General features: G+C 60.2%; 21 protein-coding genes. All 21 read right to left on the minus strand.

Annotated features, from left to right (window positions below; all coding sequences use genetic code 11):
* Positions 1 to 143 precede the first annotated feature (143 nt).
* The 21 genes from ACM6HV_RS01705 to ACM6HV_RS01805 all read right to left on the minus strand — a co-directional run bounded on the left by ACM6HV_RS01705 (position 144) and on the right by ACM6HV_RS01805 (position 21,082).
* Positions 144 to 1,538: a flagellar hook-length control protein FliK gene (locus ACM6HV_RS01705; RefSeq protein WP_414903170.1), complete on the minus strand. Its 1,395-nt coding sequence runs from the start codon at positions 1,536 to 1,538 to the stop codon at positions 144 to 146.
* 106 nt (positions 1,539 to 1,644) lie between these two features.
* Positions 1,645 to 1,992 carry an Hpt domain-containing protein gene (locus tag ACM6HV_RS01710; protein WP_414903172.1) on the minus strand — a complete coding sequence of 116 codons (348 nt, stop codon included), beginning with the start codon at positions 1,990 to 1,992 and terminating at the stop codon, positions 1,645 to 1,647.
* Between the two features lie 30 nt (positions 1,993 to 2,022).
* On the minus strand, positions 2,023 to 3,726 hold the full coding sequence (locus ACM6HV_RS01715) for an ATP-binding SpoIIE family protein phosphatase (protein WP_414903174.1): 1,704 nt from the start codon (positions 3,724 to 3,726) through the stop codon (positions 2,023 to 2,025).
* 5 nt (positions 3,727 to 3,731) lie between these two features.
* Entirely contained in the window at positions 3,732 to 4,037 is a 306-nt protein-coding gene (locus ACM6HV_RS01720) for an STAS domain-containing protein (protein ID WP_108182045.1), read from the minus strand.
* 192 nt (positions 4,038 to 4,229) lie between these two features.
* Entirely contained in the window at positions 4,230 to 4,679 is a 450-nt protein-coding gene (fliJ, locus tag ACM6HV_RS01725; protein ID WP_414903177.1) for a flagellar export protein FliJ, read from the minus strand.
* Between the two features lie 6 nt (positions 4,680 to 4,685).
* Complete coding sequence (gene fliI, locus ACM6HV_RS01730) at positions 4,686 to 6,044, minus strand: flagellar protein export ATPase FliI (protein ID WP_047292537.1); 1,359 nt, start codon at positions 6,042 to 6,044, stop codon at positions 4,686 to 4,688.
* Positions 6,034 to 6,840 carry a flagellar assembly protein FliH gene (fliH, locus tag ACM6HV_RS01735; RefSeq protein WP_145593055.1) on the minus strand — a complete coding sequence of 269 codons (807 nt, stop codon included), beginning with the start codon at positions 6,838 to 6,840 and terminating at the stop codon, positions 6,034 to 6,036. Before fliH ends, fliI begins: the two co-directional genes overlap by 11 nt.
* 4 nt (positions 6,841 to 6,844) lie before the next feature.
* Positions 6,845 to 7,864, minus strand: coding sequence for a flagellar motor switch protein FliG (gene fliG, locus ACM6HV_RS01740; RefSeq protein ID WP_007920042.1), 1,020 nt, complete (start codon positions 7,862 to 7,864; stop codon positions 6,845 to 6,847).
* A complete protein-coding gene (gene fliF, locus ACM6HV_RS01745; protein ID WP_047292533.1) occupies positions 7,857 to 9,644 on the minus strand; it encodes a flagellar basal-body MS-ring/collar protein FliF in 1,788 nt (595 codons plus the stop codon). The genes fliG and fliF overlap by 8 nt, the downstream gene beginning before the upstream one ends.
* A gap of 15 nt (positions 9,645 to 9,659) precedes the next feature.
* A complete protein-coding gene (fliE, locus tag ACM6HV_RS01750) occupies positions 9,660 to 9,989 on the minus strand; it encodes a flagellar hook-basal body complex protein FliE (RefSeq protein ID WP_003222869.1) in 330 nt (109 codons plus the stop codon).
* A gap of 249 nt (positions 9,990 to 10,238) precedes the next feature.
* Positions 10,239 to 11,630, minus strand: a complete 1,392-nt coding sequence (locus ACM6HV_RS01755) for a sigma-54-dependent transcriptional regulator (RefSeq protein ID WP_414903181.1) — start codon at positions 11,628 to 11,630, stop codon at positions 10,239 to 10,241.
* 5 nt (positions 11,631 to 11,635) lie between these two features.
* Complete coding sequence (locus ACM6HV_RS01760) at positions 11,636 to 12,829, minus strand: sensor histidine kinase (protein WP_222019433.1); 1,194 nt, start codon at positions 12,827 to 12,829, stop codon at positions 11,636 to 11,638.
* A gap of 125 nt (positions 12,830 to 12,954) precedes the next feature.
* Positions 12,955 to 14,430 (minus strand): sigma-54 dependent transcriptional regulator, encoded by a 1,476-nt coding sequence (locus ACM6HV_RS01765; protein ID WP_108182040.1) that lies wholly within the window; start codon positions 14,428 to 14,430, stop codon positions 12,955 to 12,957.
* Positions 14,431 to 14,602: 172 nt separating this feature from the next.
* Entirely contained in the window at positions 14,603 to 14,899 is a 297-nt protein-coding gene (locus ACM6HV_RS01770; RefSeq protein ID WP_041073003.1) for a hypothetical protein, read from the minus strand.
* A gap of 11 nt (positions 14,900 to 14,910) precedes the next feature.
* Positions 14,911 to 15,309, minus strand: a complete 399-nt coding sequence (fliS, locus tag ACM6HV_RS01775) for a flagellar export chaperone FliS (protein ID WP_027614233.1) — start codon at positions 15,307 to 15,309, stop codon at positions 14,911 to 14,913.
* A gap of 129 nt (positions 15,310 to 15,438) precedes the next feature.
* Positions 15,439 to 16,908 carry a flagellar filament capping protein FliD gene (gene fliD, locus ACM6HV_RS01780; RefSeq protein ID WP_414903184.1) on the minus strand — a complete coding sequence of 490 codons (1,470 nt, stop codon included), beginning with the start codon at positions 16,906 to 16,908 and terminating at the stop codon, positions 15,439 to 15,441.
* An 83-nt stretch (positions 16,909 to 16,991) separates the two neighbouring features.
* Positions 16,992 to 17,351 (minus strand): flagellar protein FlaG, encoded by a 360-nt coding sequence (locus ACM6HV_RS01785; RefSeq protein ID WP_414903186.1) that lies wholly within the window; start codon positions 17,349 to 17,351, stop codon positions 16,992 to 16,994.
* A 72-nt stretch (positions 17,352 to 17,423) separates the two neighbouring features.
* The gene (locus ACM6HV_RS01790) at positions 17,424 to 18,275 is read right to left on the minus strand and encodes a flagellin domain-containing protein (protein ID WP_007920059.1); all 852 of its coding nucleotides are present in this window, start codon (positions 18,273 to 18,275) and stop codon (positions 17,424 to 17,426) included.
* Positions 18,276 to 18,511: 236 nt separating this feature from the next.
* The gene (locus ACM6HV_RS01795) at positions 18,512 to 18,784 is read right to left on the minus strand and encodes a hypothetical protein (protein WP_145593070.1); all 273 of its coding nucleotides are present in this window, start codon (positions 18,782 to 18,784) and stop codon (positions 18,512 to 18,514) included.
* A complete protein-coding gene (locus tag ACM6HV_RS01800) occupies positions 18,781 to 20,070 on the minus strand; it encodes a motility associated factor glycosyltransferase family protein (RefSeq protein WP_414903189.1) in 1,290 nt (429 codons plus the stop codon). The genes ACM6HV_RS01795 and ACM6HV_RS01800 overlap by 4 nt, the downstream gene beginning before the upstream one ends.
* Positions 20,071 to 20,155: 85 nt before the next feature.
* Positions 20,156 to 21,082 (minus strand): ketoacyl-ACP synthase III, encoded by a 927-nt coding sequence (locus ACM6HV_RS01805; RefSeq protein WP_145593072.1) that lies wholly within the window; start codon positions 21,080 to 21,082, stop codon positions 20,156 to 20,158.
* Between the last annotated feature and the right edge of the window lie 100 nt (positions 21,083 to 21,182).

Genomic DNA, 21,182 nt, shown 5'->3' on the forward strand with positions numbered 1-21,182 from the left:
GTCGGAGTATTGATCCAGAGGGTTCCACAAAACAAATGTGGGAGCGAGCCTGCTCGCGAAGACGGTTTAACCTTCAACGCTGACGTCGACTGTTATACCGCTTTCGCGAGCAGGCTCGCTCCCACAGTGAATCAGCGCATGGCTCAGGCGTAATAGTCGACGGCGCTGCTGCCAATGACGCTGGTGGTTTGCGCAGCGGCTTCAGCCACCGCTGCAGGCGTCAACTCTTCTTCCGCCGAATCCAGACGTCCGCCAGCAGCGCTGGTGCGGCCGCTCTGACCGTGCTGCGCCTGCTCCTGGCCCTGCTGACCCTGCCAGCCACGGCTCTGGTCAGAGACGTTGACGTCAACCTGGCCCATGCCTTGCTGGGTGAACATGTCACGCAGGCGATGCATCTGACCGTCGAGCGCTTCACGCACGCTCGGATGCGCGCTCATGAAGGTCACCTGGGTCTGCTGGTCCGGAACCATGTTCACCCGAATATCCAGACGCCCCAGCTCTGCCGGCTGCAATTGAATATCCGCCGCCTTCAGATTGGCGCTGGACAGGTACATGACGCGGTTGACGATTTCTTCGGTCCAGCCGCTCTGGTGCATGGCGATCGGTTGATTCACCGGCACCGCGTTCGCGGTTTTCGGCGTAGCCGCCTGAGTCAGCGCCGCCAGACGGTTGGCGAAATCATCGACTCGAGTGTCGCTGGTGGCAGACTTGAGATCTTTCAGGCCATCGTCGATCAGACCGCTGAAGGCTTTCTCGCCGCTTTGACTGGTGCTGTCCTTGTCGGCCTGTACGTCGAGCATGCTGGCCATGCCGGCAGCGAAGTTCTGCGCCGCAGTCAATTCACCGTCGGCCTGAGTCTGGGCCGGCGTAGCTTTGGGTTGTGCCTGACTGCTGGCAGAAATGTGTCCGCCCTGCTCCATCGCCATGCGCACCGCCGGCAGCGAATCGAGTGGATCGGCCGCCGGGTCGAAAGCGCTATCGGTCGATGCCGTCGGGTCTTTGACCACGGCTGGCGCAACGGTTGCGGCCACGACCGGCGTCTCGGCCTTGACCGGCTCCGGTGTTGCAGCGACTGGCGCGGACACCGCCGGTGCAGTCACCAGCGGCTGCACGGTTTGCAACAGCGCCGGATCCAGCGCCGGATCTACCGGGGGGGTGTCCGCCACTGGCGTCTGCGTGCTGTCAGCGGCAGCCTCGGCGACGGCCTTGTCAGCGGCCGCCTGATCATCGGACGCAGTCGAAGCAGTCTTATCGGCAGGCAAGGCATTGCCGCTATCGGCAACGGTCTGTTGCGAGGCGGCAGACTTATCCTTGCCGAGATCTTTCTTGTCGCTGTTGTCGGCAACCTTGTCACGTGCCGGTTTCAACGAACTGTCAGTGCCTGGCAGATTTTTTTTCGGGCCTTGATCGGCGAACACCTGAGCGAAGCTTGAGGCCTTGTCCCCGGTGTCTGCAGCCACGACCGATGTTTTGGCAGCAGCGGCTTGCGCCTTGGCCTGGGCGGCAGATTGAAGAAGAATGTTGGGGGTCGCAGGCATGACACGGTCTCCGCTGCACTGGGATCGTAGGTACAGTTGACGGGGACCATTGCAAATGTCGGGCCAGTTTTGTCCGGCGCTGGCGAAAAGCGCCGGACGGCAGGATTCAATGCGTGATGGCGTGCTGGCGTTCGTCTTCGTAGACAGGTCGCACATCGGCAAATTCGCTGCTGATGTCCGCCACCAGATCGACGATTTCGGTGGGGCTTTTGTTTCTGGCGTCCGCCTCGAGCGCCTGACAAAGCGTCGCCAGTCGCACGGCGCCCATGTTGCTGGCGCTGCCCTTGAAACTATGGGCGACCTCGGCCAACACCTTGGCGTCGGCGGTCTTTTGCAATTGATGCAAGCGACTTTCAGAATCGGCCAGGAAGGTATCCAGCAAATCCGGATAGCTGTCTTCCATCACTTCGCGCAACGCATCGAGTACTTCGCGATCCACATGTTGGTCAGTCACTTGTTCACTCCTTGATCAAGAATCGGCGAATTATGCCCTAACCTCCCAGAAAAACTCTACGCAAGCACTGCGACCTTCGTCCGACCAACTGGCGTTATGCCCCAATTGCCGGATCAAGCTGACGCCGCGCCCCGACAGACGGACGCCGTCCAGCGGCCGCTCCATCACGCGCGCCACGTCAAACCCCTTGCCGCTGTCCTCGACGCGGATGACCAGGCAGCCTCCGGCACCTTGCGGTTTCACTTGCAGATGCACGCGCACGTAACCGTCCTGCAACGCTTCGAGTCGTGCATTGCGCTGCTCGTAGTAGCGAGCGAATCCAGCGGCATCGCGCTTGAGGCTGGAATCGAGTCCCAGCACGCCATGCTCCAGTGCATTGGAATACAGCTCGGCAAGCACGCTGTAGATTGCGCCACCCTGAGTGCGCAATCCATGCACTTCCAGTAACAATTGCAGCAGGTACGGCAAAGGATTGAAGCGCCTGAGCGTCGCACCGCGAAACTCGAAGCTGACCGACCAGTCCAGCGGACAGGATTGGCCACTGTCGGAGTACACCGGCGCCGACGGCATCACCTGCGCCGCCTCCAACAGACTGATCTCGACCATGCTCACATCGTCGCGGGGCTCGCCACGAAAGGCGTGCAAGGCCTGCTCGATCTCGGCGAACAGGTTGTCCGGTTCACGATTGGCGGCAAACAGTTGCTGCAAACGCTCGACACCAAACAAGCGGTCATCGGCGTCAGTGGTATCGATCACGCCGTCTGACAGCAGGAACACGCGGTCCCCCACCGCCATGGCCTGCACTTCGGTGCGATCGTCAAACGCCTGCGGGCTGAGCACACCGAGCGGTAAATGCCGCGCCGGCAGCGGCAGCCGTTCACCCGTGGCGATCCGGTGCAGATAGCCATCGGGCATGCCGCCGTTCCACACCTCCACAGTACGACGCTGAAAGCTCAGGCAAAGCATGGTCGCGCAGCAGAACATGTCCACCGGCAGGATGCGCTTGAGCTTGGCGTTCATCTCGCGCAGGGTTTCGGCCAGGCCGTAACCTTTGGCCGTCATGCCGTAAAACACTTCGGCCAACGGCATCGCCCCCACCGCCGCCGGCAGACCGTGGCCGGTGAAATCACCGAGCAGCACATGCATGTCGCCGGCCGGCGTGTAGGCCGCCAGCAGCAGGTCGCCGTTGAACAATGCATAGGGCGATTGCAGGTAGCGAATATTCGGCGCGCTCAGGCAACCCGAATGGGCGACCTTGTCGAACACCGCTTTGGCCACGCGCTGTTCGTTGAGCAGGTAATCGTGATGCTTGGCAATCAGGTCGCGCTGCTGCAGCACCGTGGCCTGCAAACGACGCAAGCGATCCATCGCCTTGATTTTGGCGGCAAGGATCACCTGGTTGTACGGCTTCGCCAGAAAGTCGTCGCCGCCCGCCTCCAGACAGCGTGCCAGCGCTTCGCTTTCGGTCAACGAGGTCAGGAAGATGATCGGCACCAGGGTTTCGCCCGCCAGCGCCTTGATCTGTCGCGCCGCTTCGAAGCCGTCCATCACCGGCATCATCGCGTCCATCAGCACCAGATGCGGCGGCTGGCGCCGAAACACTTCCAGCGCTTCGGCGCCATTGGCGGCGGTCAGTACTTCATGCCCCTGACGCCGGACAATGGTCGACAACAGTAACCGGTCGGCGGCGCTGTCTTCGGCGATCAGGATCGTCAGCGGCTCTTGCGCCTGCATGGCCGTCAACTGATGTCGAACAGTTTGTCGAAGTTGGAGATGGCGAGAATCTTGCGCACGTCGGAGTTGCTGTTGACCACCCGCACGTCCGAGTCATCGCCGCCGGCGTGATCGCGCAGCAGGAGCAGCATGCCCAGCGCGGAGCTGTCGAGGTAGGTGGCGTCCTTCAGATCGACCACGATGGAGTCAGGCTTGCGGTTAAGCCGCTCATAGGCCTCGCGAAATTCCTGATGGCGCCCGAAATCGAACCGCCCCCTGACCGAAATCGTCAGTTTTTGACCATCCGGAGAGACTTCTGTAACGACTGACATTGACTGGCTTCCTTGTCATTGACGAACGTGTACAAGGTTTAGCACTTGGACAGGGTTGGGGCAAGGTGCAGAGCAGAACCTACGTGGGAGCGAGCCTGCTCGCGAAAGCGTCTTCCCGGTCAAAATCTCCGTCAACTGAACGAATGCTTTCGCGAGCAGGCTCGCTCCCACAGGAGGTTTTGCGGCGTCTGGTCAGAAAGGATCGTGCCGCGGCAAACGCTGCGACAACTCGTCCAGCAACCTCTGCTCGCGCTTGTCTTCGAGGCGTTGCGCCTCTTCGCGGTAGCGCTGCACCAGTTTGCGCAGGCCTTCGACCTTGGCGAACGCCTGCTGCCAGGCGTCTCGCGCCTTGATCAGGTTGTTCTGGTGCCAGACCAGGCTTTGCCGCTGCTGGTCGATCGCGGTGTCCAGTTGCGCCAGAAAGCCGTGATAACCCAGCAGCCATTGCCCGGAAACCCCGTCGCTGCCGCGTACGATCCACTGTTCCTGATAATCCAGACGAAAGGCATCGAGGTCGGCGAGTTTGCTTTCAGCCACCTTGACCTGGCCCTGAAAGTATCCCAGACGCTGGACGGCCGTTTTTTCGGCCTGTTCGGCCATTTCCACCACCGGTGCCAGACGTGCAGCTCGGCTCATGGCCATGACCGGTTACCCGCCCGCCGCAGGCGCGAACAGGGTTTCCAGATAGGCCTGGCTCTCGCCCATGTTGATCTTGTCGTTCAGCCCCTGCCGCTGGTAGCGGGTCAGTTGCGGCTGCAGATTGATCGCCAGATCGGTCTCGCGGTCACCACCGGCGACGTAAGCGCCGACGCTGATCAGATCGCGGCTCTGCTGATAGCGTGACCACAGCTGTTTGAAGTACTGCGCACGCTGCATGTGTTCCGCCGAAACCACCGCCGGCATCACCCGGCTGATCGACGCTTCGATGTCGATGGCCGGATAGTGCCCTTCCTCGGCCAGCCGCCGGGACAACACGATGTGGCCGTCGAGCACGCCCCGCGCCGAGTCGGCTATCGGGTCCTGCTGGTCATCGCCTTCGGACAACACGGTGTAGAACGCAGTAATCGAACCCCCGCCCTTTTCCGCATTACCGGCGCGCTCCACCAGTTTCGGCAGTTTGGCGAACACCGAGGGCGGATAACCCTTGGTCGCTGGCGGCTCGCCGATGGCCAGAGCGATTTCCCGCTGGGCCTGGGCGAAACGGGTCAGCGAATCCATCAGCAACAGAACGTTCTTGCCCTTGTCGCGGAAATACTCGGCGATGCGCGTGCAGTACATCGCCGCGCGCAGACGCATCAGCGGCGCATCGTCCGCTGGCGAGGCGACGACCACCGAACGCTTGAGGCCTTCTTCACCGAGGATGTGCTCGATGAACTCTTTCACTTCGCGACCCCGCTCACCGATCAGGCCAACGACGATAATGTCGGCTTCGGTGAAGCGGGTCATCATGCCCAGCAGCACCGATTTACCGACACCGGTACCGGCGAACAGGCCCAGACGCTGACCACGCCCGACCGTCAGCAAACCGTTGATGCAACGGATGCCGACGTCCAGCGGTTCGTGGATCGGGTCGCGGTTGAGCGGGTTGATTGTCGGGCCGTCCATCGGCACCCAGTCTTCAGCCTTCATCCCGCCCTTGCCGTCCAGCGCCCGTCCTGCGCCGTCGAGTACGCGACCGAGCATGCTCATGCCCATCGGCAGGCGACCGGTTTCGGCCAGCGGCACCACACGGGCGCCCGGGGCGATGCCGGCGACGCTGCCGACCGGCATCAGGAAGACTTTGCTGCCGGAAAACCCCATGACTTCCGCTTCCACCTGGGACGGGTGATAGCTGTCGTCATTGATCACCAGGCAGCGTGTGCCCATGGCGGCGCGCAGGCCTTCGGCTTCTAGGGTGAGGCCGACCATGCGCAGCAGGCGGCCTTCAAGAATCGGCGCGCCAGCGATGTCAGTGGCGTCGGCATAGGTGCTGAGGCGCTTGGCGAAACTGGTGCGTTCAAGGCGCATCGGGGGTGTCCGCGAGCGGCTCTTCAGGCGCAGCCGCCAGTTGGCTTTCTTCAGGAATGTCCAGACTCAGATCCGGCGCAGCCGGGTGCAGAGACTGTTCGTGCAATTGGTCAAACAGCTTGCCCATGACCTGGGTGATGCGGGTTTCAATGCTCGCGTCGATGCGGCTGTGCGCGGTTTCAACCCGGCAACCACCGGGCATCAGCGACTCGTCCTCGACGATGCGCCAGGTTTCTTCATGGCGTTCGCGCAAGGCCTTAGCCTGCTCGAAGTCCTGCGGATTGACGTACAGACGCACATTGTCCACGCCCAACGGCAGCAACTTGAGCGCGTCGCGCATGACGTGTTCGATCTGGCTGGAATCGATCGCCAGTTCGCGCTTGATCACCTGTCTGGTGATGTGTTGCACGAGGTCGACCAGCGACTTTTCGATCTGGGTGTCCTGCTCGGCAATCGGCTCGAACAGGTGGGTCATCAGTTGTTCGAGGCTGGCCAGTTTTGCCGCCAGCGCCACTTCGGCTTCCTGACGCACCTTGAGCGTGGCGCTGTGAAAACCTTCCTTCTCACCGATGCCAAAGCCCTCGTTGTAAGCCTCCTGACGGATGCTTTCGAGTTCTTCCAGGGTCAGTGGCTGGACTTCCTCCAGCGGCACTTCTTCCATTTCCGGCGGTTCGGGCTCCGGCTCCGGCTCGGGCTCCGGTTTCGGCGGATCGAAGCTGGGCAGCGCCCAGGATTCGAAACCACGGACATCGCGGGCGCGGATCAGATCCGTCACTGACTCGTCATGCTTGTCCATGGGCTTAGATCATTTCCTCGCCGCCCTTGCCACCGAGCACGATCTCGCCGGCTTCGGCCATGCGACGGGCAATGGTGAGGATTTCTTTCTGCGCGGTTTCCACATCGCTGACGCGCACCGGGCCTTTGGCTTCGAGGTCGTCGCGCAACAGTTCGGCCGCACGCTTGGACATGTTCTTGAAGATCTTCTCTTTGACGCCTTCGTCCGACCCCTTGAGGGCCAGCACCAGCACGTCGGAGGACACTTCGCGCAACAGCGCCTGGATGCCACGGTCGTCGACGTCGGCCAGGTTGTTGAACACGAACATGAGGTCTTCGATCTGACCGGACAGGTCTTCGTCGACTTCGCGGATCGAGTCCATGAGCTGGCCTTCGATCGAGCTGTCGAGGAAGTTCATGATGTCCGCCGCACGCTTGATGCCACCCAGGGTGGTGCGCGAGGCGTTCGAGTTGCCGGAGAACTGTTTCTCGAGAATCTGGTTCAGCTCTTTCAGTGCAGCCGGTTGCACGGTGTTCAGCGACGAAACGCGCAGGATGATGTCCAGGCGCACCTTGTGGTCGAAGTTGCCGAGCACTTCACCGGCCTGATCCGGGTCGAGGTACGCGACGACGATGGCCTGGATCTGCGGGTGTTCGTAACGGATCACGTCGGCAACGGCGCGCGGCTCCATCCATTTCAGGCTGTCGAGGCCGCTGGTGTTGCCACCGAGCAGGATGCGGTCGATCAGGCCGTTGGCCTTGTCTTCGCCCAAGGCCTGGGTAAGCATTTTGCGCACGTAGTCGTCGGAACCGACGCCGAGGCTGGTCTGGTCGCCGACGATGTCGACGAACTCGCTCATGACCTGCTCGACCTGCTCGCGATGGACGTTGCCCATCTGAGCCATGGCCACACCCACCCGCTGAACCTCTTTCGGGCCCATGTGGCGCAGCACTTGCGCGGCATCGGTCGAACCCAGGGACAGCAGCAGAATCGCGGCTTTGTCGACCTTGTTCAGTTTGACGGTTGCGGCTCGGTTATCACTCATCTGCGTTAATCCACTCTTTCACGACCTGAGCCACGCGACCCGGATCCTCGGCCACCAAGCTCTTGATTGCATTCAGTTGTGCGTCGTAACCCTCACTCGGGCTCGGCAACAGAATGCTCTGCGGACCACCGAGGCTCACGCGGTCGTTGGCCAGGTCGCCGTCCAGGCCGCCCATGCCACCGAGTTCCACGTCGCTGCCCAGACCGGCCAGCTCCTTGCCTTTGCCGCCACCGGTGATGTTGTTCAACACCGGACGCAGCACACCAAACACCAGCACCAGGATGAACAACACACCCAGCACTTGTTTGACGATGTCCCAGAACCATGGCTGGGAGTAGAACGGAATATCGGCAACCACTTCACCGCGCTCGGCGGAGAACGGCATGTTGATCACGCTGACGCTGTCGCCACGGCTGGCATCGAAGCCAACGGCGTCCTGCACCAGACGGGTGAAGCGCGCCAGTTCATCGGCGCTCCATGGCGCGCGGGTGGTTTCCCCGTTGGCCGCATTGACCTTGACCTGATCGTCGACCACTACCGACACCGACAGACGATTCAGGCGACCCTGCTGCTGCTTGGTGTGGCTGATGGAACGGTCAAGTTCGAAGTTCTTGGTGGATTGTTGACGCTTGTCCGCCGGGTACGGTGCGAGCATTGGCTGACCGGTGGCCGGGTCCATGATCTGCTGACCGTTGGCATCCACCAATGGCTGACCGGGTTGAACCATGCCGGTAGAACCTTGTGCGCCACCGGTGGTTTGCGGTGCCGAAGCCGGCGCCGGCGGCTGGTTGCTCAGGGCCCCCGGGACACCTTGCGGGCCATTGCTGGCGGTGCGTTGTTCATTGACCGACTGCTCGCTGCGCAACGCCGGCTGGTCCGGGTTGAACTGCTCGGCGGTGGATTCGACGGCACTGAAATCGATGTCGGCCGAGACTTCAGCCTTGTAGCGATCGTTACCCAGTACTGGCTGCAGAATGTTGTGCACGCGTTGAGTGAGCATGCTTTCCATGCGGCGGCTGTAATCGAACTGCTTGCCGGCCATGGTCATTTCGGAGTTCTCCGCCTGATCGGAGAGCAGATTGCCCTTCTGATCGACGACGGTGATCTGCGATTTGCTCAGTTCAGGCACGGAAGTCGCCACCAGGTTGATGATCGCCACCACCTGACCCGGCTCCAGCGAACGTCCGGAGTACAACTCGACCAGAACCGAAGCGCTTGGCTTGCGCTCATCACGCACGAACACCGAGCTCTTCGGAATCGCCAGGTGCACGCGGGCGCCCTTGACGTTGTTCAGGCTGGAGATGGTGCGCGCCAGTTCGCCTTCGAGGCCGCGACGGTAACGGGTCGCTTCCATGAACTGGCTGGTGCCCAGACCCTGTTCCTTGTCGAGGATTTCGAAACCGATGTTGCCGTCGCTGGGAGTGACACCAGCGGCCGCGAGTTTCATCCGCGCACGGGACAGGTCGTCGGCCTTGACCAGCAAGGCGCCGGAGTTCGGCTCGACGGTGTAAGGGATGTCGGCGGAGGCCAGAGTGTCCATGACCTGCTTGGCGTCCATGCCGGCAAGGCTGCCGTACAACGGACGGTAATCCGGCTGCTGCGACCACAGCACCACGGCAAAGCCAATCGCCACGCTCGCAGCCAGGCCGACCAACAGGCCCACCTGACGCAGCATGGTCATCTCGGAGAGGTTTTCCAGGAAGGACAGGCCGAACAGCGGCGGTTTGCCGTCTATCGGGGTGGCCTTGGCCGGAACGTTATCGGCGACTGCTTCTGCCATGACTCAATCTCGTCCTTAAACCGGCATCTGCATGATGTCTTGATAAGCCTGAACCAGTTTGTTGCGCACTTGGGTCAGAGCCTGGAACGACACGCTGGCTTTCTGCGAGGCGATCATCACGTCGGTCAAATCCACGCCGCTCTTGCCGATTTCAAATGCGTTGGCCAACTGAGTCGAGGCCTGCTGGGTATCGCTGACTTTGTTGATGGCCTGACCGAGCATGTCGGAAAAGCTGCTGCCTGCCAGTTCAGGGACGGCGGCAGTCGATTTCGGCGTGGCCATGGCGTCCATTTTCATGGCCTTCATGTCCATCATCAACCGATTAAATTCAATACCTTGGCTCATGGTCTACTCTCTTGGGCGGCCCGCAATTTTTTGACACTCACTCAGCGGGTACACAGGTATTAGCAACAAGGGTGCCAGCTCGGCTGGTCTTGTTTCATAAAAGCGGCTAGAGGCTGTGGCTCGACTACAAACACTGCAAAAAACTGTGGGAGCGAGCCTGCTCGCGAAGGCGCAGTGTCAGGCACACAAGCTTCGAATGACACACCCTCTTCGCGAGCAGGCTCGCTCCCACATTGTTCGCGGCGAGTTTCAGGTGGCGAACAGATAGCCTTCGACGTCCATCCCGGCATCGCGCATTTGCGCCAGCTTGTAGCGCAGGGTTCGCGGGCTGATACCGAGCTTTTCCGCAGCCTCCTTGCGCCGGCCACGCTCGGTGCGCAGGGTATCGATGATCATCTGAAACTCCCGGCGCCGCAGGTCATCGCCCAGCGCACCGGCGGATTCGGCCTCGACTTCGATTTCGCGCACCAGCGGTTGCACTGGCGCGACGGACGGCGCAACACCAAACGTCACCGCACCCGTCAGGCAGAAATCCTGCGGCTGGATCAAACCGCCCTGCTGCAGAATCAGCGCCCGTTGAATGGCGTTATCCAGCTCACGCACATTGCCCGGCCATGGGTAACCGATGAGGCAAGCCTGGGCTTCCGGCGACAGTTTCGCCGGTGCGTGCTTCATTTTATTGACGTGTTTGTTCAGCAACCGCTCGGCCAGCGGCAAGATATCGGCAGTGCGCTCGCGAAGTGGACGCCACGCCAGAGGGAAAACCGACAGACGGTAAAAAAGGTCTTCACGGAAGCGCCCCGCCGCCACTTCGCCGGCCAGATCACGATTGGTGGTCGCGACCACGCGAATATCCAGCGCGATCGGCTTGCGCGCCCCCACACGCTCGACTTCGCGCTCCTGCAACACCCGCAGCAACTTGGCTTGCAAGCCCAGGGGCATTTCGGAAATCTCGTCGAGCAGAAGGGTGCCGCTATCGGCTTGTTCGAATTTGCCGGGCTGCGCCGCAATGGCGCCGGTGAACGAACCCTTCTCGTGGCCGAACAGCGTGGCCTCAAGCATGTTGTCGGGAATCGCCGCGCAGTTGATCGCGATGAACGGCTGGCTGGCACGATGGGATTGCTGATGGATGTAGCGCGCCAGCACTTCCTTGCCGGTGCCAGACTCGCCGGAGATCAATACCGTGGAATCACTGCGTGCTACCCGCGCCGCCAGGTCGAGCAGTTGCGCACTGGCCGCCTCGACCGCCACCGGCCCGTCGCTATCAGCCACGCTGACACAGCCCAGCGCATGCCGCGAAACCAGGTCCAGCAGAGCCTTGGGCTCGAACGGCTTGACCAGATAATCCGCCGCTCCCTGGCGCATCGCATCGACCGCTCGCTCCACCGCGCCGTGTGCGGTCATCAGCAGCACCGGTAGTTGCGGCTGCCGGGCGCGCAACAGTCCAAGCAGTTGATGGCCGTCCATGCCGGGCATGTTGACGTCACTGACCACGAGACTGAACGCTTCGCGCTCGACCGCTTGCAACGCCTCTTCGGCGCTGCCGACGGCATGGTAGTCGTGGCCCGCCAGCAACAGCGTATCGGCCAGCGCTTCGCGCAACGAGCGGTCATCCTCGACCAGCAAAACCTTGATGCCCATGACGTTTACTCAGCTCCCTGTACAGCGGAAAACAGCGGCAGGATCACCTGCGCGCACGTGCCGCGCCCGACCCGCGAACGCAGCCGCAATTCTCCCTGATGTGCCCTCGCCACAGCCTTGACCACGGTCAGGCCGAGCCCGGTGCCGGTGACTTTGGTAGTAAAAAATGGCTCGCCGAGACGCTCGAGCACCACCGGATCTATACCGCTGCCGCTGTCGCTGACGCACAGGCGCAGGCTGCTGTCGCGGGTGTAGCAATGCACTTTCAGGCGCACGTTGCCGTCACTGGCCTGAATCGCGTTTTCGATCAGATTGAGAAGAGCCCCGACCAGTGTGTCGCGGTTGCACAGCAATTCGCCGGCGTGACTGTCGCACTGCCAGCGAATGGGCAAGTCCTGCACATGGGTCAACGCTGCCGCTTGCAGCGACTGCATCAAGGCATTGGGGGTGATGCGGTCAGTCAACGGCAACTCGCCGCGGGCGAACACCAGCATGTCACGCACCTGATGCTCCAGCTCATGCAGGCGCTCTTTGAGGCGTCCGGCAAAGCGCTGCTGGGTGGCGACCGGCAATTCCTGCTCAGTCAGATGACTGGCGTAGAGCAAAGCGGCAGACAGCGGCGTGCGGATCTGATGGGCCAGCGAGGCGACCATGCGCCCCAGCGATGACAGACGCTCATGACGCGCCAGTTGATCTTGAAGGTGGCGGGTTTCTGTCAGATCGTTGAGCAGTACCAATTGCCCCGGCTCGGCATCCAACGAGCGAGTAGCAATCGACAGGCGTCGACCGTTTTTCAGGGATATTTCATGACCGTCGTCTTCACGCGGGGCGAAGCAACGGGCGATCACGTGGCGCCACAACTCGCCTTCCAGAGGCAACCCCAACAACTCGATAGCCGCCGGATTGGCTTCGCGCACCATGCCGTGCCCGTCGATGACGATGACGCCACCGGGCAACAGATCAAGGAGGTTTTGCAGGCGGTTGGCCAAACGTTCTTTTTCGGCCAGCTCCTGCATGCGTTGGGCACTGACCACGGCCAACTCGCCCTTGAGCTCGGTGACCCGGGCTTCAAGCATGCTGTAGGAGTCGGTCAATTGACTGGACATCTGATTGAACAGCGCGAACGCCTGCTCAAGCCCCTGACGGCTCGCCTGCTCTACGGACGACGATTGTCCCTCGGCATTGGAGGCAGAAGACATCTGGGCGTGGGGCATTGTGTTTTCTCGCTTGGCTGACCGTCAGTTAAACGGAACGTTGCGAGGGACGTAGCAATACCCGTGCCTAAAAAAAACCGCTTATAAATGAAGACGTTGAAAAACAGGCGTCAATCATCCGCCTGTTCATCACCTTCGCGCCGGCTCATGCCGTACTTGCGCATTTTCTCCACCAGCGTGGTACGACGAATGCGCAGGCGTTCGGCGGCACGCGCCACAATGCCATTGGCATCGTCCAGTGCCTGCTGGATCAGGCCCTGCTCCAGACCACCGAGGTAGTCTTTGAGGTCCAGACCTTCCGGCGGCAGCAAAGCATTGGCGGTGAAGTCCGGGGTATGACCGTTGATCGCCACGCGCTCTTCGAGATCGCTGCGCAGACTGTCGACCATCTGCTCGTCTTCGTCGTCGACGTAGCGGAATTTCTTCGGCAACTCGACCACGCCGATGACCCCGTACGGATGCATGATCGCCATGCGCTCCACCAGGTTGGCCAGCTCGCGGACGTTGCCCGGCCAGCCGTGACGGCACAGCGACATGATCGCTGCCGAGTTGAAGCGGATCGAACCGCGCTTTTCGTGCTCCATGCGCGAGATCAGTTCGTTCATCAGCAGCGGGATGTCTTCGACGCGCTCACGCAACGGCGCCATCTCGATCGGGAACACATTCAGGCGATAGTAGAGATCTTCGCGGAAGGTGCCGATCTCGATCATGCTTTCGAGATTCTTGTGAGTCGCGGCAATGATGCGCACGTCGACACTCTGGGTCTTGTTGCTGCCCACACGCTCGAAGGTACGCTCCTGCAGGACGCGCAACAATTTGACCTGCATCGGCAGCGGCATGTCGCCGATTTCATCGAGGAACAGCGTACCGCCGTTGGCCAGTTCGAAACGTCCGGCGCGGCTGGTGATCGCGCCGGTGAAGGCGCCCTTCTCGTGGCCGAACAGTTCGCTTTCCAGCAGCTCTGCCGGGATCGCTCCGCAGTTGACTGGCACGAATGGCGCGTCGCGACGCTTGGAGTGGTAATGCAGGTTGCGCGCAACCACTTCCTTGCCGGTGCCGGACTCGCCGAGGATCAGCACGCTGGCGTCGGTATCGGCCACTTGCTGCATCATCTGACGGACGTGCTGGATCGCCCGGCTGGTGCCGACGAGGCTGCGGAACAGGTTGGGTTCGCGATGACGGCCGCGCTCGCGGGCCTGGTCGTACATCTCGCGATAGACCTGGGCACGGTGCAGGGAGTCGAGCAGTTTGCTGTAGCTGGGCGGCATTTCCAGGGTCGACAGCACCCGGCGGCGCTGGTCTTCCGGCAGCTCGGCGGAAGAATTATCGCCCATCAGCAAAACAGGAAGGAACTCATCCCATGTCGAGAGTGTCTTTAACAAGCCCAACAGTGCACCCGGAGCATTTACCGTCCCGATCAGTACACAGATGACTTCACGACTTGATGACAAAGAGCCGACAGCCTGCTGCCAGTCATGGCTGCCGCAGGGTAAATTTTCTTCGCCGAGAAAATTTAAAATCACCGCCAGGTCGCGGCGGCGGACGCTATCGTCATCGATCAGCAGAATTTTGGTTTCACGCCACATGCAATAGCAACTTCCCTAGTCAACTCAATGCCCGAAAAATGGGGCAAGCGAGACGCTTGCAGGACACCTTGTGCCTGTAGACGCCTGAAATCTGAAAACAGCCACTAGTTAAGTCAAAAAACCGTGCACAGTCAAATTTATGGCGCACATGTCTGGATTAACTGGGGGTTAATTAACCAAACAGATGGTAAACCTTTGCCGCCTTTTGCGCTTGGGTGATCTGCGACATCTCGTTGGCTATCGCCTGCCGCTCACCCATCGCCGCCTCCAGAAGCTCCTTGTAGACGTGGAGCAGCTCCTCAAGGTTATTGCGCAAGGCCTCCTCATCCAGCGAGGCCTCGACCATGACGTCTTCCATGCAGGATCGGCAAGCCAGATCCAGCTCGCCAATGGCTTCCCAGTTGCGTTCGGCCAGCGCACTGACCAGCGCTTCACGGGTGTCGGCGATTCGCTGCAATACAAGACTCATGGTGCTCTCCTTCAAAACTGCGGAGCAGGCTCGGGGGCGATGGCATCCCAGCCTTCTTTGACCGTGCTCAGCAAGCCGGCGACCTCATCGAGAATGCGCGGATCGCTGTTGATGTTGGCCTCGGCGAGACGCTTCATCATGTAGATGTACAGCCCGTCCAGATCGGCCAATTCATCGGCACACTTTTCCAGGTCCAGACCTTCGCGCAGCCCGCTGACAATGCCAATGGCCTTGCTGATCGAGGTGCACTTGCCAGGAATGTCCTTGCGCTCGATGGCACCCTTGGCCTGAGCGATGCGGGCCAGCCCGCCTTCCATCAACATTTGCACCAGACGGTGCGGGCTCGCCTCGGAGGTCTGGGCGTGCGCGCCGACTTTCTGATATTGCCGAAGGGCTAACATTGGGTTCATGTTCTACCTCATTGCCACAATGACTCGTATAACCAGTGTATCGCCAACGAATCACAGAACTTTAGATCAAAAGACAAAAACCCGGCGCACGCCGATAAAGCGTAGCCGGGTTTTTGTCGTTCTTGCGGGTTACTTCGCGGATTGCTGAGCGTTCAGCGAGCTGAAGAACGACGTGATGTTACTGGCCGTCGCCTTCATTTGCCCAACCAGCAGGTCCATGGCGTTGTATTTCGCAGTCAATGTCTTGGTCAGGTTGGCCACACGCAGATCCAGCGCCAATTGCTGGGAAGTAAGGTTGCGCGTGTTGTTGTTCAAAATGGTCATACGCTGATCAAGCAAACCCGTGGTGGTTTTACCATCCGGAGAAGCTTTCAGATACGGGTCCACCGCCTTGCTCATGCGCGCCAGCAGACCGTTGGTGTCATTGGTCCCGGTGAACATCTGCTGAACCTGACCGGCCTTGCCAGGCTGACTCATGGTTTTGGTGAACGCCGCAGTATCGAACGTCAGGTTACCGGTCAGACGATCAGTCATCACACCGATCTCCGACAGGTAGGACAAAGCACCATCTGCACCAGCACCAGGAGCAGTCAACTGGCCACGGATGTCGGAGATCAGCGAGCGCGGCAACGAGTCACCGGTAAAAGCGGCCTGCACCGTCAGCTTGCCATCGGCGTCCGGTGTCGCCTTGGACAGGGTGTCGATGGTGGTCTTCAGGGTGTTGTAGGCGTCAACAAACGCCTGAACCGAAGCCTGCAGCCCTTTGGTGTTGGTATCGACGCTGACAACGGTCGGCGTGGCAACGCCACCAACGACAGGGCTGACAGTGGTCAGATTCAGGGTCAGGCCGCTGATTGCACCACTGACCGTGTTGCTTTTGCTGGAAACCTGCAGGCCGTCGATGGTCACCTTGGCATCTTGTGCAAGGCCATTGACGTTGCCCGAGGCGCCTGCCGCCGGATTAGTACCCATCGACTGAGTACCGTCGATCTCCAGACCGGCGATCCCGCTGACAGAGAGATCGGTACCCGCGCCAGTCTTGTTGGAGCTGATCACCAAGCGCGAAGCACCACTGCTGTCAGTCACGATGTTGGCAGAAATGCCATTGGCGCCCTGAGCCGTGTTGATCGCGTCACGGGTGCTCTGCAAGGTCGCATTGGCCGGAATCGTGACATTGTAATCAGTGCCATTCTGACTGATTTTCAGGGTACCACTCGGAATGGCACTGGCAGCACCGCCGGCGAAAGAAGCGCTGGCAACTTTCGAGCCAGTGGCCAATTGGTTGACAACAACGTTGTAAGTCCCCGACACCGCGGTGTTATCGGAGGTGGCGCCGAGAATCGCTGTGTTGCTCGAGGTCGCCGTAAAGCCGGCAAATGCCGGGTTGGTCTTGCTGCCCAGGTTGGTCATCGCCGTCTGGTACGCGGTCAGCGCACTCTTCAACGTGCCGACACCGGAAATCTTCAGGGTATTGGTCTTGGTCGCGGAATCGATCTGCGTCTGCTTCGGCGACTTGTCGGCGTTGACCAGCGCGGTCACGATCGCGCCGATGTCCAGGCCGGAACCCAGTCCGGAACCCGGTAGAATTGGACTTGCCATGTGCATCTCCCTTCAGATTGTTGCCAGACTTTTGACCCATCCAGGCGTCATTCAAGAAAGACAAACACTATTCATGCCAGCTATCAGACTTTGGCGTCGAACAACACATGGCTTGCGTTGGCGAGGCTGTCTGCGAGCTTGAGTGCTTCGGCGGAGGGGATCTGGCGTACGACCTCACCCGTCTCGCTTGCGATCACCTTGACGATGACCTTGCCAGAGTGCTCGTCGATCGAGAACTCCAGGTTACGCTTGATCGATTGAACGAACTTCTCGATCTCTTGCACGGCCAGTTTCAACTTGGCGTCATCCGTCTGCTGACTTTTCTTGTCAGCGACCGGAGCGTCGGCCGGTGCAACTTTTGGCGTCTCGGACGGCTTATCAGCAACAAGCGTCGCTGGCTTGGGAGCCGGATAAGACACGTTAAGCTTTACGCTCATGTCCATGCTCATCACCTCCTAACGTAAAAAAGCGAGAGAGCGCGACCAGCGCACCCTCCCGCCCAAACTCATTCCGAATTACTGAAGCAGCTTCAGTACAGCGGAAGGCAGTTGGTTGGCTTGAGCCAGAACAGAGGTCGAAGCCTGTTGCAGGGTTTGCTGCTTGGTCAGGTTAGCAGTCTCTGCGGCGAAGTCGGTATCTTGTACGCGACCTTGTGCAGCAGTGGTGTTCTCGGTGATGTTCTGCAAGTTCTGGATGGTGCTGGTCAGACGGTTTTGCGAAGCACCCAGGCTGGCACGAGTTGCACCGATTGCAGCGATAGCGGCGTCGATTGCGGTGATCGCGTTGTCGATGTTCTGCGAAGCGCCAGTTACGGTAGCACCAGTCAGGGACAGAGTACCGCTACCAACCGACAGGCTGACGGCGTCGAACTTGGAGCTCAGTACCAGGTCGATGTGGTTAGCCGAACCAGTGTTTGCGCCAACTTGCAGGGTCACAGTACCAGCCGAACCGTCCAGCAGGTTTTTGCCGTTCAGGTTGGTCGATGCCGAGATACGGGTGATTTCGTCAGACATCTGAGCGAATTCAGCGTTGGTAGCGGTCTGGTCAGCAGTGCCGTTGGTGCCGTTACGTGCTTTAACAGCCAGTTCACGCATACGCTGCAGAATGTCGGTAGTCGCTTGCAGAGCGCCTTCAGCGGTCTGAGCAACGGAGATACCGTCGTTGGCGTTCTGGATGGCTTGGGTGTTACCACGGATCTGCGAAGACATACGGTTCGAGATCTGCAGGCCAGCAGCGTCGTCTTTAGCGCTGTTGATTTTCAGGCCGGAAGACAGGCGCTGCATCGAAGTCGACAGAGCGTCGGAAGCGCGGTTCAGGTTCTTTTGAACGTTCAGCGACGTGGTGTTGGTGTTTACTGTTAAAGCCATGACGAATTCCTCGTTGGTTGGGTACTGCGGCTTCCGGCCCTGGCAACCGCCTGGAATGGCCTAGAGAACCTTCGTAATAGTTATCGTCGGGTTGGCAGGTTGCTTGAGGGCTTTTTGAAAAAAATTTGCCATCACCCTGCCACCCCCGAGAAAACAAGGGCTTAGCGCCCCCCACCTGCGAAAAAATGACGCCATAAAACCGACCCGCACGCAAAGCCGCGGGCCAGTGCGGTCGGTCAGTTTGACGATCGTGCTTTTTGCAACACTTCGATCAACTCGTACTCCATCCAGTCAGCCAGGCCCAACCAGTCCTGACGCTCCTGACAGTCGAGCATCTGCGTGAGTACCAAGGCCCAGTCCTGTTGTACCGTCGCCGGTGCGGACATCAGCAACTGCTGCGCACCCTCGAACACCTCGACCATATCCAGCGCCGCCTCAACGTCACGCCCCAGACGAAACAACCCGGCGCACTGACGGCACTCGTCGACGCACTGCTCAATCGTCGTCATTGCACAAACTCCTGATTGAACTGTGTCCCGGCGATCAGTGCGCCTGCCCGACTGCTGTTGAAGAACTGCACCTGCGGATGCGCGGCGATATAACGCTCCAGTACGCACAGATAGCCGCGAAAGTTCAGCTGGGTGCTGACCCGCTGGCCATGGCCGTCCTGTACCCAGTGCCGCGCCTGATCGACCCCCGGCCCCAGATCACCGTCATTCCAGCCGGCATGGGTCTTGTTCATCGGGAAGGCGAAGTCGGCGCCGAACAGGGTAATGCGCGATGCACCCATCTTCACCGCCAGATCCACCGCCGGATGAATCACGCTGCCACCGACATGCAGTTGCCCGCGCGGATATTGCTCGCGCAACGCGGCGTACACCGGACTGGCCGAGTAACCGCCGTAGCGTTTGCCCTTCCACGCGGTCAGCACTACAGGATCGCTCATGGGCAGATACACCAGCGGGATGCCAGCGGAGTCCTCGAACGGCAGATGCCGGAAGCTGATGCGCTGATCAATGGTGACCACCAGATCCGGGACGATCCCGTGCTCACGCAATGGCCGGTAAGCGGTATCCACACACATCAAAAACGGACGTTCAGCCTGCGCGCGCACCGCCGCCAGACGCTGGAAATGGCCTTCGAGCGTCGGCCCGGTGCCAATCACATAGATTTCCCGGCCACTGGCCGTGCCGAACAACTGCGCCACATCATCATCGCCCAGCAACACCGGCAAACAGTCCTGCAGACGCTGCTGAATGAACGGCAAATGTGGATCGAATTCACGATTGTTGAAGCTCAGGTGCACTTCGCTGACCAGCCGATCGCGGATCTTCGCGTTGAAGTCATCAGCCAGCAGCATCTCGGCCGGCAAGGCGAAAAACGGTGTGCAGATGTCTGACAGATCACCGGCATAGAACAGCTGCACGCGCGGATCTTCCAGCCATTGGCGCTGATCGAGCAGTTGCAGCACCAGGGCGAACAACGCGCCATTGAGAATATGCACGTACAACCGCTCAAGCCCGGCGCGCTCCAGCAGCACCGTTGGCAGATCACCGAGACCAGTGCCATACACATGCAGCTGCGGTTTTTCCGCCAGGCTGGCCGCCTGGATGCGGGCTTCGTGGACGCGGTCGTGGCGACTGGTCAGTTGAATGCCATTGACGCTGAGCGTCGAGCCCAAGCCCTGCACCAGCTCGGCTTGAACAACTGAGGTGTCTTCAGCCTGCAAGCGCTCAAACAACGCCGGCCAGCGTTGCTGGATGACTTGGGCATTGGGTTGGAAAAACTCGCTCATGCCGCCTAGCGCTCCATTCAGGCAAAAAAATAGCGTTCAAGGGTAACCTTGAACGCTATTTTTGTATCCGCCGTTTTTGACCGACTCAAGGACGATAGATGATCGCCGAGCCCCACGACAGACCGACACCGAAACCGCTCAGGGCAATGCGCTGCCAGTCGGAATCGAGTACGTGTTTTTCCAGCAGCAGCGGAATGCTCGACGACACGGTATTGCCGGTCTCGACCATATCCTTGATGAACTTCTCCGGTTCACCTTCGAAACGCCGCGCCACCGCATCGACAATCGCCGCACTGCCCTGGTGAATGCAGAAGGCGTCGATGTCGTCAGCCTTGAGGCCGGAGTCGTCGAGCAATTCGTGCAAGTGCGCCGGGACTTTGAGCAGCGCGAAGTTGAACACCTGACGGCCGTTCATGAAGAACACGCCATCAGTGACTTTCAGGTGTGGCGCGCCGGAACCGTCGGTACCGAACTTGGCCTTGCCCAACGCCCAGGCCGGGTCTTCGCCCATCCAGGTCGCCGTGGCGGCATCGCCGAAGAGCATGGTGGTGTTACGGTCTTCCGGGTCGACGATTTTCGAATACGGGTCAGCGGTGATCAGCAGGCCATTCTTCAGGCCGGCGGCTTCCATGAAGCCCTTGATCGCGTAAATGCCGTATACGTAACCGGAGCAGCCCAGGGAAATGTCGAACGCCGCAACATTTGTCGGCAGACCGAGCTTGTCCTGAACGATCGCAGCGGTGTGCGGCAGACCTTCTTCGTCACCGTTCTGGGTGACGACGATCAACGCGTCGATCGATTCACGTTTCAATTCAGGGTTGCTGGCAAACAGCGCATTGGCCGCTTCCACGCACAGATCGGAGGTTTCCTGTTCAGCGCCTTTGCGCGGCAGGAAGGCCGAACCGATTTTACCGAGGATGAATTCTTCATCCTTCTCGAATTTTGCACCTTGTGCGTAATTGTCCACGCCGGCTACAGGAACGTAGCTCGCAATGCTTTTTATGCCAATCATTACGGCTTCCCAATAAAAAACAGCCCAAAACCACCGCTCGCAAGGATTCGAGGGGCGCCGACAAACAGAAAACGGCCGCCACAAAGGGCAGCCACGGGGA

The organism is Pseudomonas sp. IT-P260 (assembly GCF_949768395.1).
GTDB lineage: Bacteria > Pseudomonadota > Gammaproteobacteria > Pseudomonadales > Pseudomonadaceae > Aquipseudomonas > Aquipseudomonas parakoreensis.

Excerpts from the sequence above, each read along its gene's own strand:
- ACM6HV_RS01705 (WP_414903170.1), bottom strand. The coding sequence starts at position 1,538 with ATGCCTGCGACCCCCAACATTCTTCTTCAATCTGCCGCCCAGGCCAAG.
- ACM6HV_RS01715 (WP_414903174.1), bottom strand. The coding sequence starts at position 3,726 with ATGCAGGCGCAAGAGCCGCTGACGATCCTGATCGCCGAAGACAGCGCC.
- ACM6HV_RS01720 (WP_108182045.1), bottom strand. The coding sequence starts at position 4,037 with ATGTCAGTCGTTACAGAAGTCTCTCCGGATGGTCAAAAACTGACGATT.
- fliJ (WP_414903177.1), bottom strand. The coding sequence starts at position 4,679 with ATGGCCATGAGCCGAGCTGCACGTCTGGCACCGGTGGTGGAAATGGCC.
- fliI (WP_047292537.1), bottom strand. The coding sequence starts at position 6,044 with ATGCGCCTTGAACGCACCAGTTTCGCCAAGCGCCTCAGCACCTATGCC.
- fliH (WP_145593055.1), bottom strand. The coding sequence starts at position 6,840 with ATGGACAAGCATGACGAGTCAGTGACGGATCTGATCCGCGCCCGCGAT.
- fliG (WP_007920042.1), bottom strand. The coding sequence starts at position 7,864 with ATGAGTGATAACCGAGCCGCAACCGTCAAACTGAACAAGGTCGACAAA.
- fliF (WP_047292533.1), bottom strand. The coding sequence starts at position 9,644 with ATGGCAGAAGCAGTCGCCGATAACGTTCCGGCCAAGGCCACCCCGATA.
- fliE (WP_003222869.1), bottom strand. The coding sequence starts at position 9,989 with ATGAGCCAAGGTATTGAATTTAATCGGTTGATGATGGACATGAAGGCC.
- ACM6HV_RS01755 (WP_414903181.1), bottom strand. The coding sequence starts at position 11,630 with ATGGGCATCAAGGTTTTGCTGGTCGAGGATGACCGCTCGTTGCGCGAA.
- ACM6HV_RS01760 (WP_222019433.1), bottom strand. The coding sequence starts at position 12,829 with ATGTCTTCTGCCTCCAATGCCGAGGGACAATCGTCGTCCGTAGAGCAG.
- ACM6HV_RS01765 (WP_108182040.1), bottom strand. The coding sequence starts at position 14,430 with ATGTGGCGTGAAACCAAAATTCTGCTGATCGATGACGATAGCGTCCGC.
- ACM6HV_RS01770 (WP_041073003.1), bottom strand. The coding sequence starts at position 14,899 with ATGAGTCTTGTATTGCAGCGAATCGCCGACACCCGTGAAGCGCTGGTC.
- fliS (WP_027614233.1), bottom strand. The coding sequence starts at position 15,309 with ATGAACCCAATGTTAGCCCTTCGGCAATATCAGAAAGTCGGCGCGCAC.
- fliD (WP_414903184.1), bottom strand. The coding sequence starts at position 16,908 with ATGGCAAGTCCAATTCTACCGGGTTCCGGACTGGGTTCCGGCCTGGAC.
- ACM6HV_RS01785 (WP_414903186.1), bottom strand. The coding sequence starts at position 17,351 with ATGGACATGAGCGTAAAGCTTAACGTGTCTTATCCGGCTCCCAAGCCA.
- ACM6HV_RS01790 (WP_007920059.1), bottom strand. The coding sequence starts at position 18,275 with ATGGCTTTAACAGTAAACACCAACACCACGTCGCTGAACGTTCAAAAG.
- ACM6HV_RS01795 (WP_145593070.1), bottom strand. The coding sequence starts at position 18,784 with ATGACGACGATTGAGCAGTGCGTCGACGAGTGCCGTCAGTGCGCCGGG.
- ACM6HV_RS01800 (WP_414903189.1), bottom strand. The coding sequence starts at position 20,070 with ATGAGCGAGTTTTTCCAACCCAATGCCCAAGTCATCCAGCAACGCTGG.
- ACM6HV_RS01805 (WP_145593072.1), bottom strand. The coding sequence starts at position 21,082 with ATGATTGGCATAAAAAGCATTGCGAGCTACGTTCCTGTAGCCGGCGTG.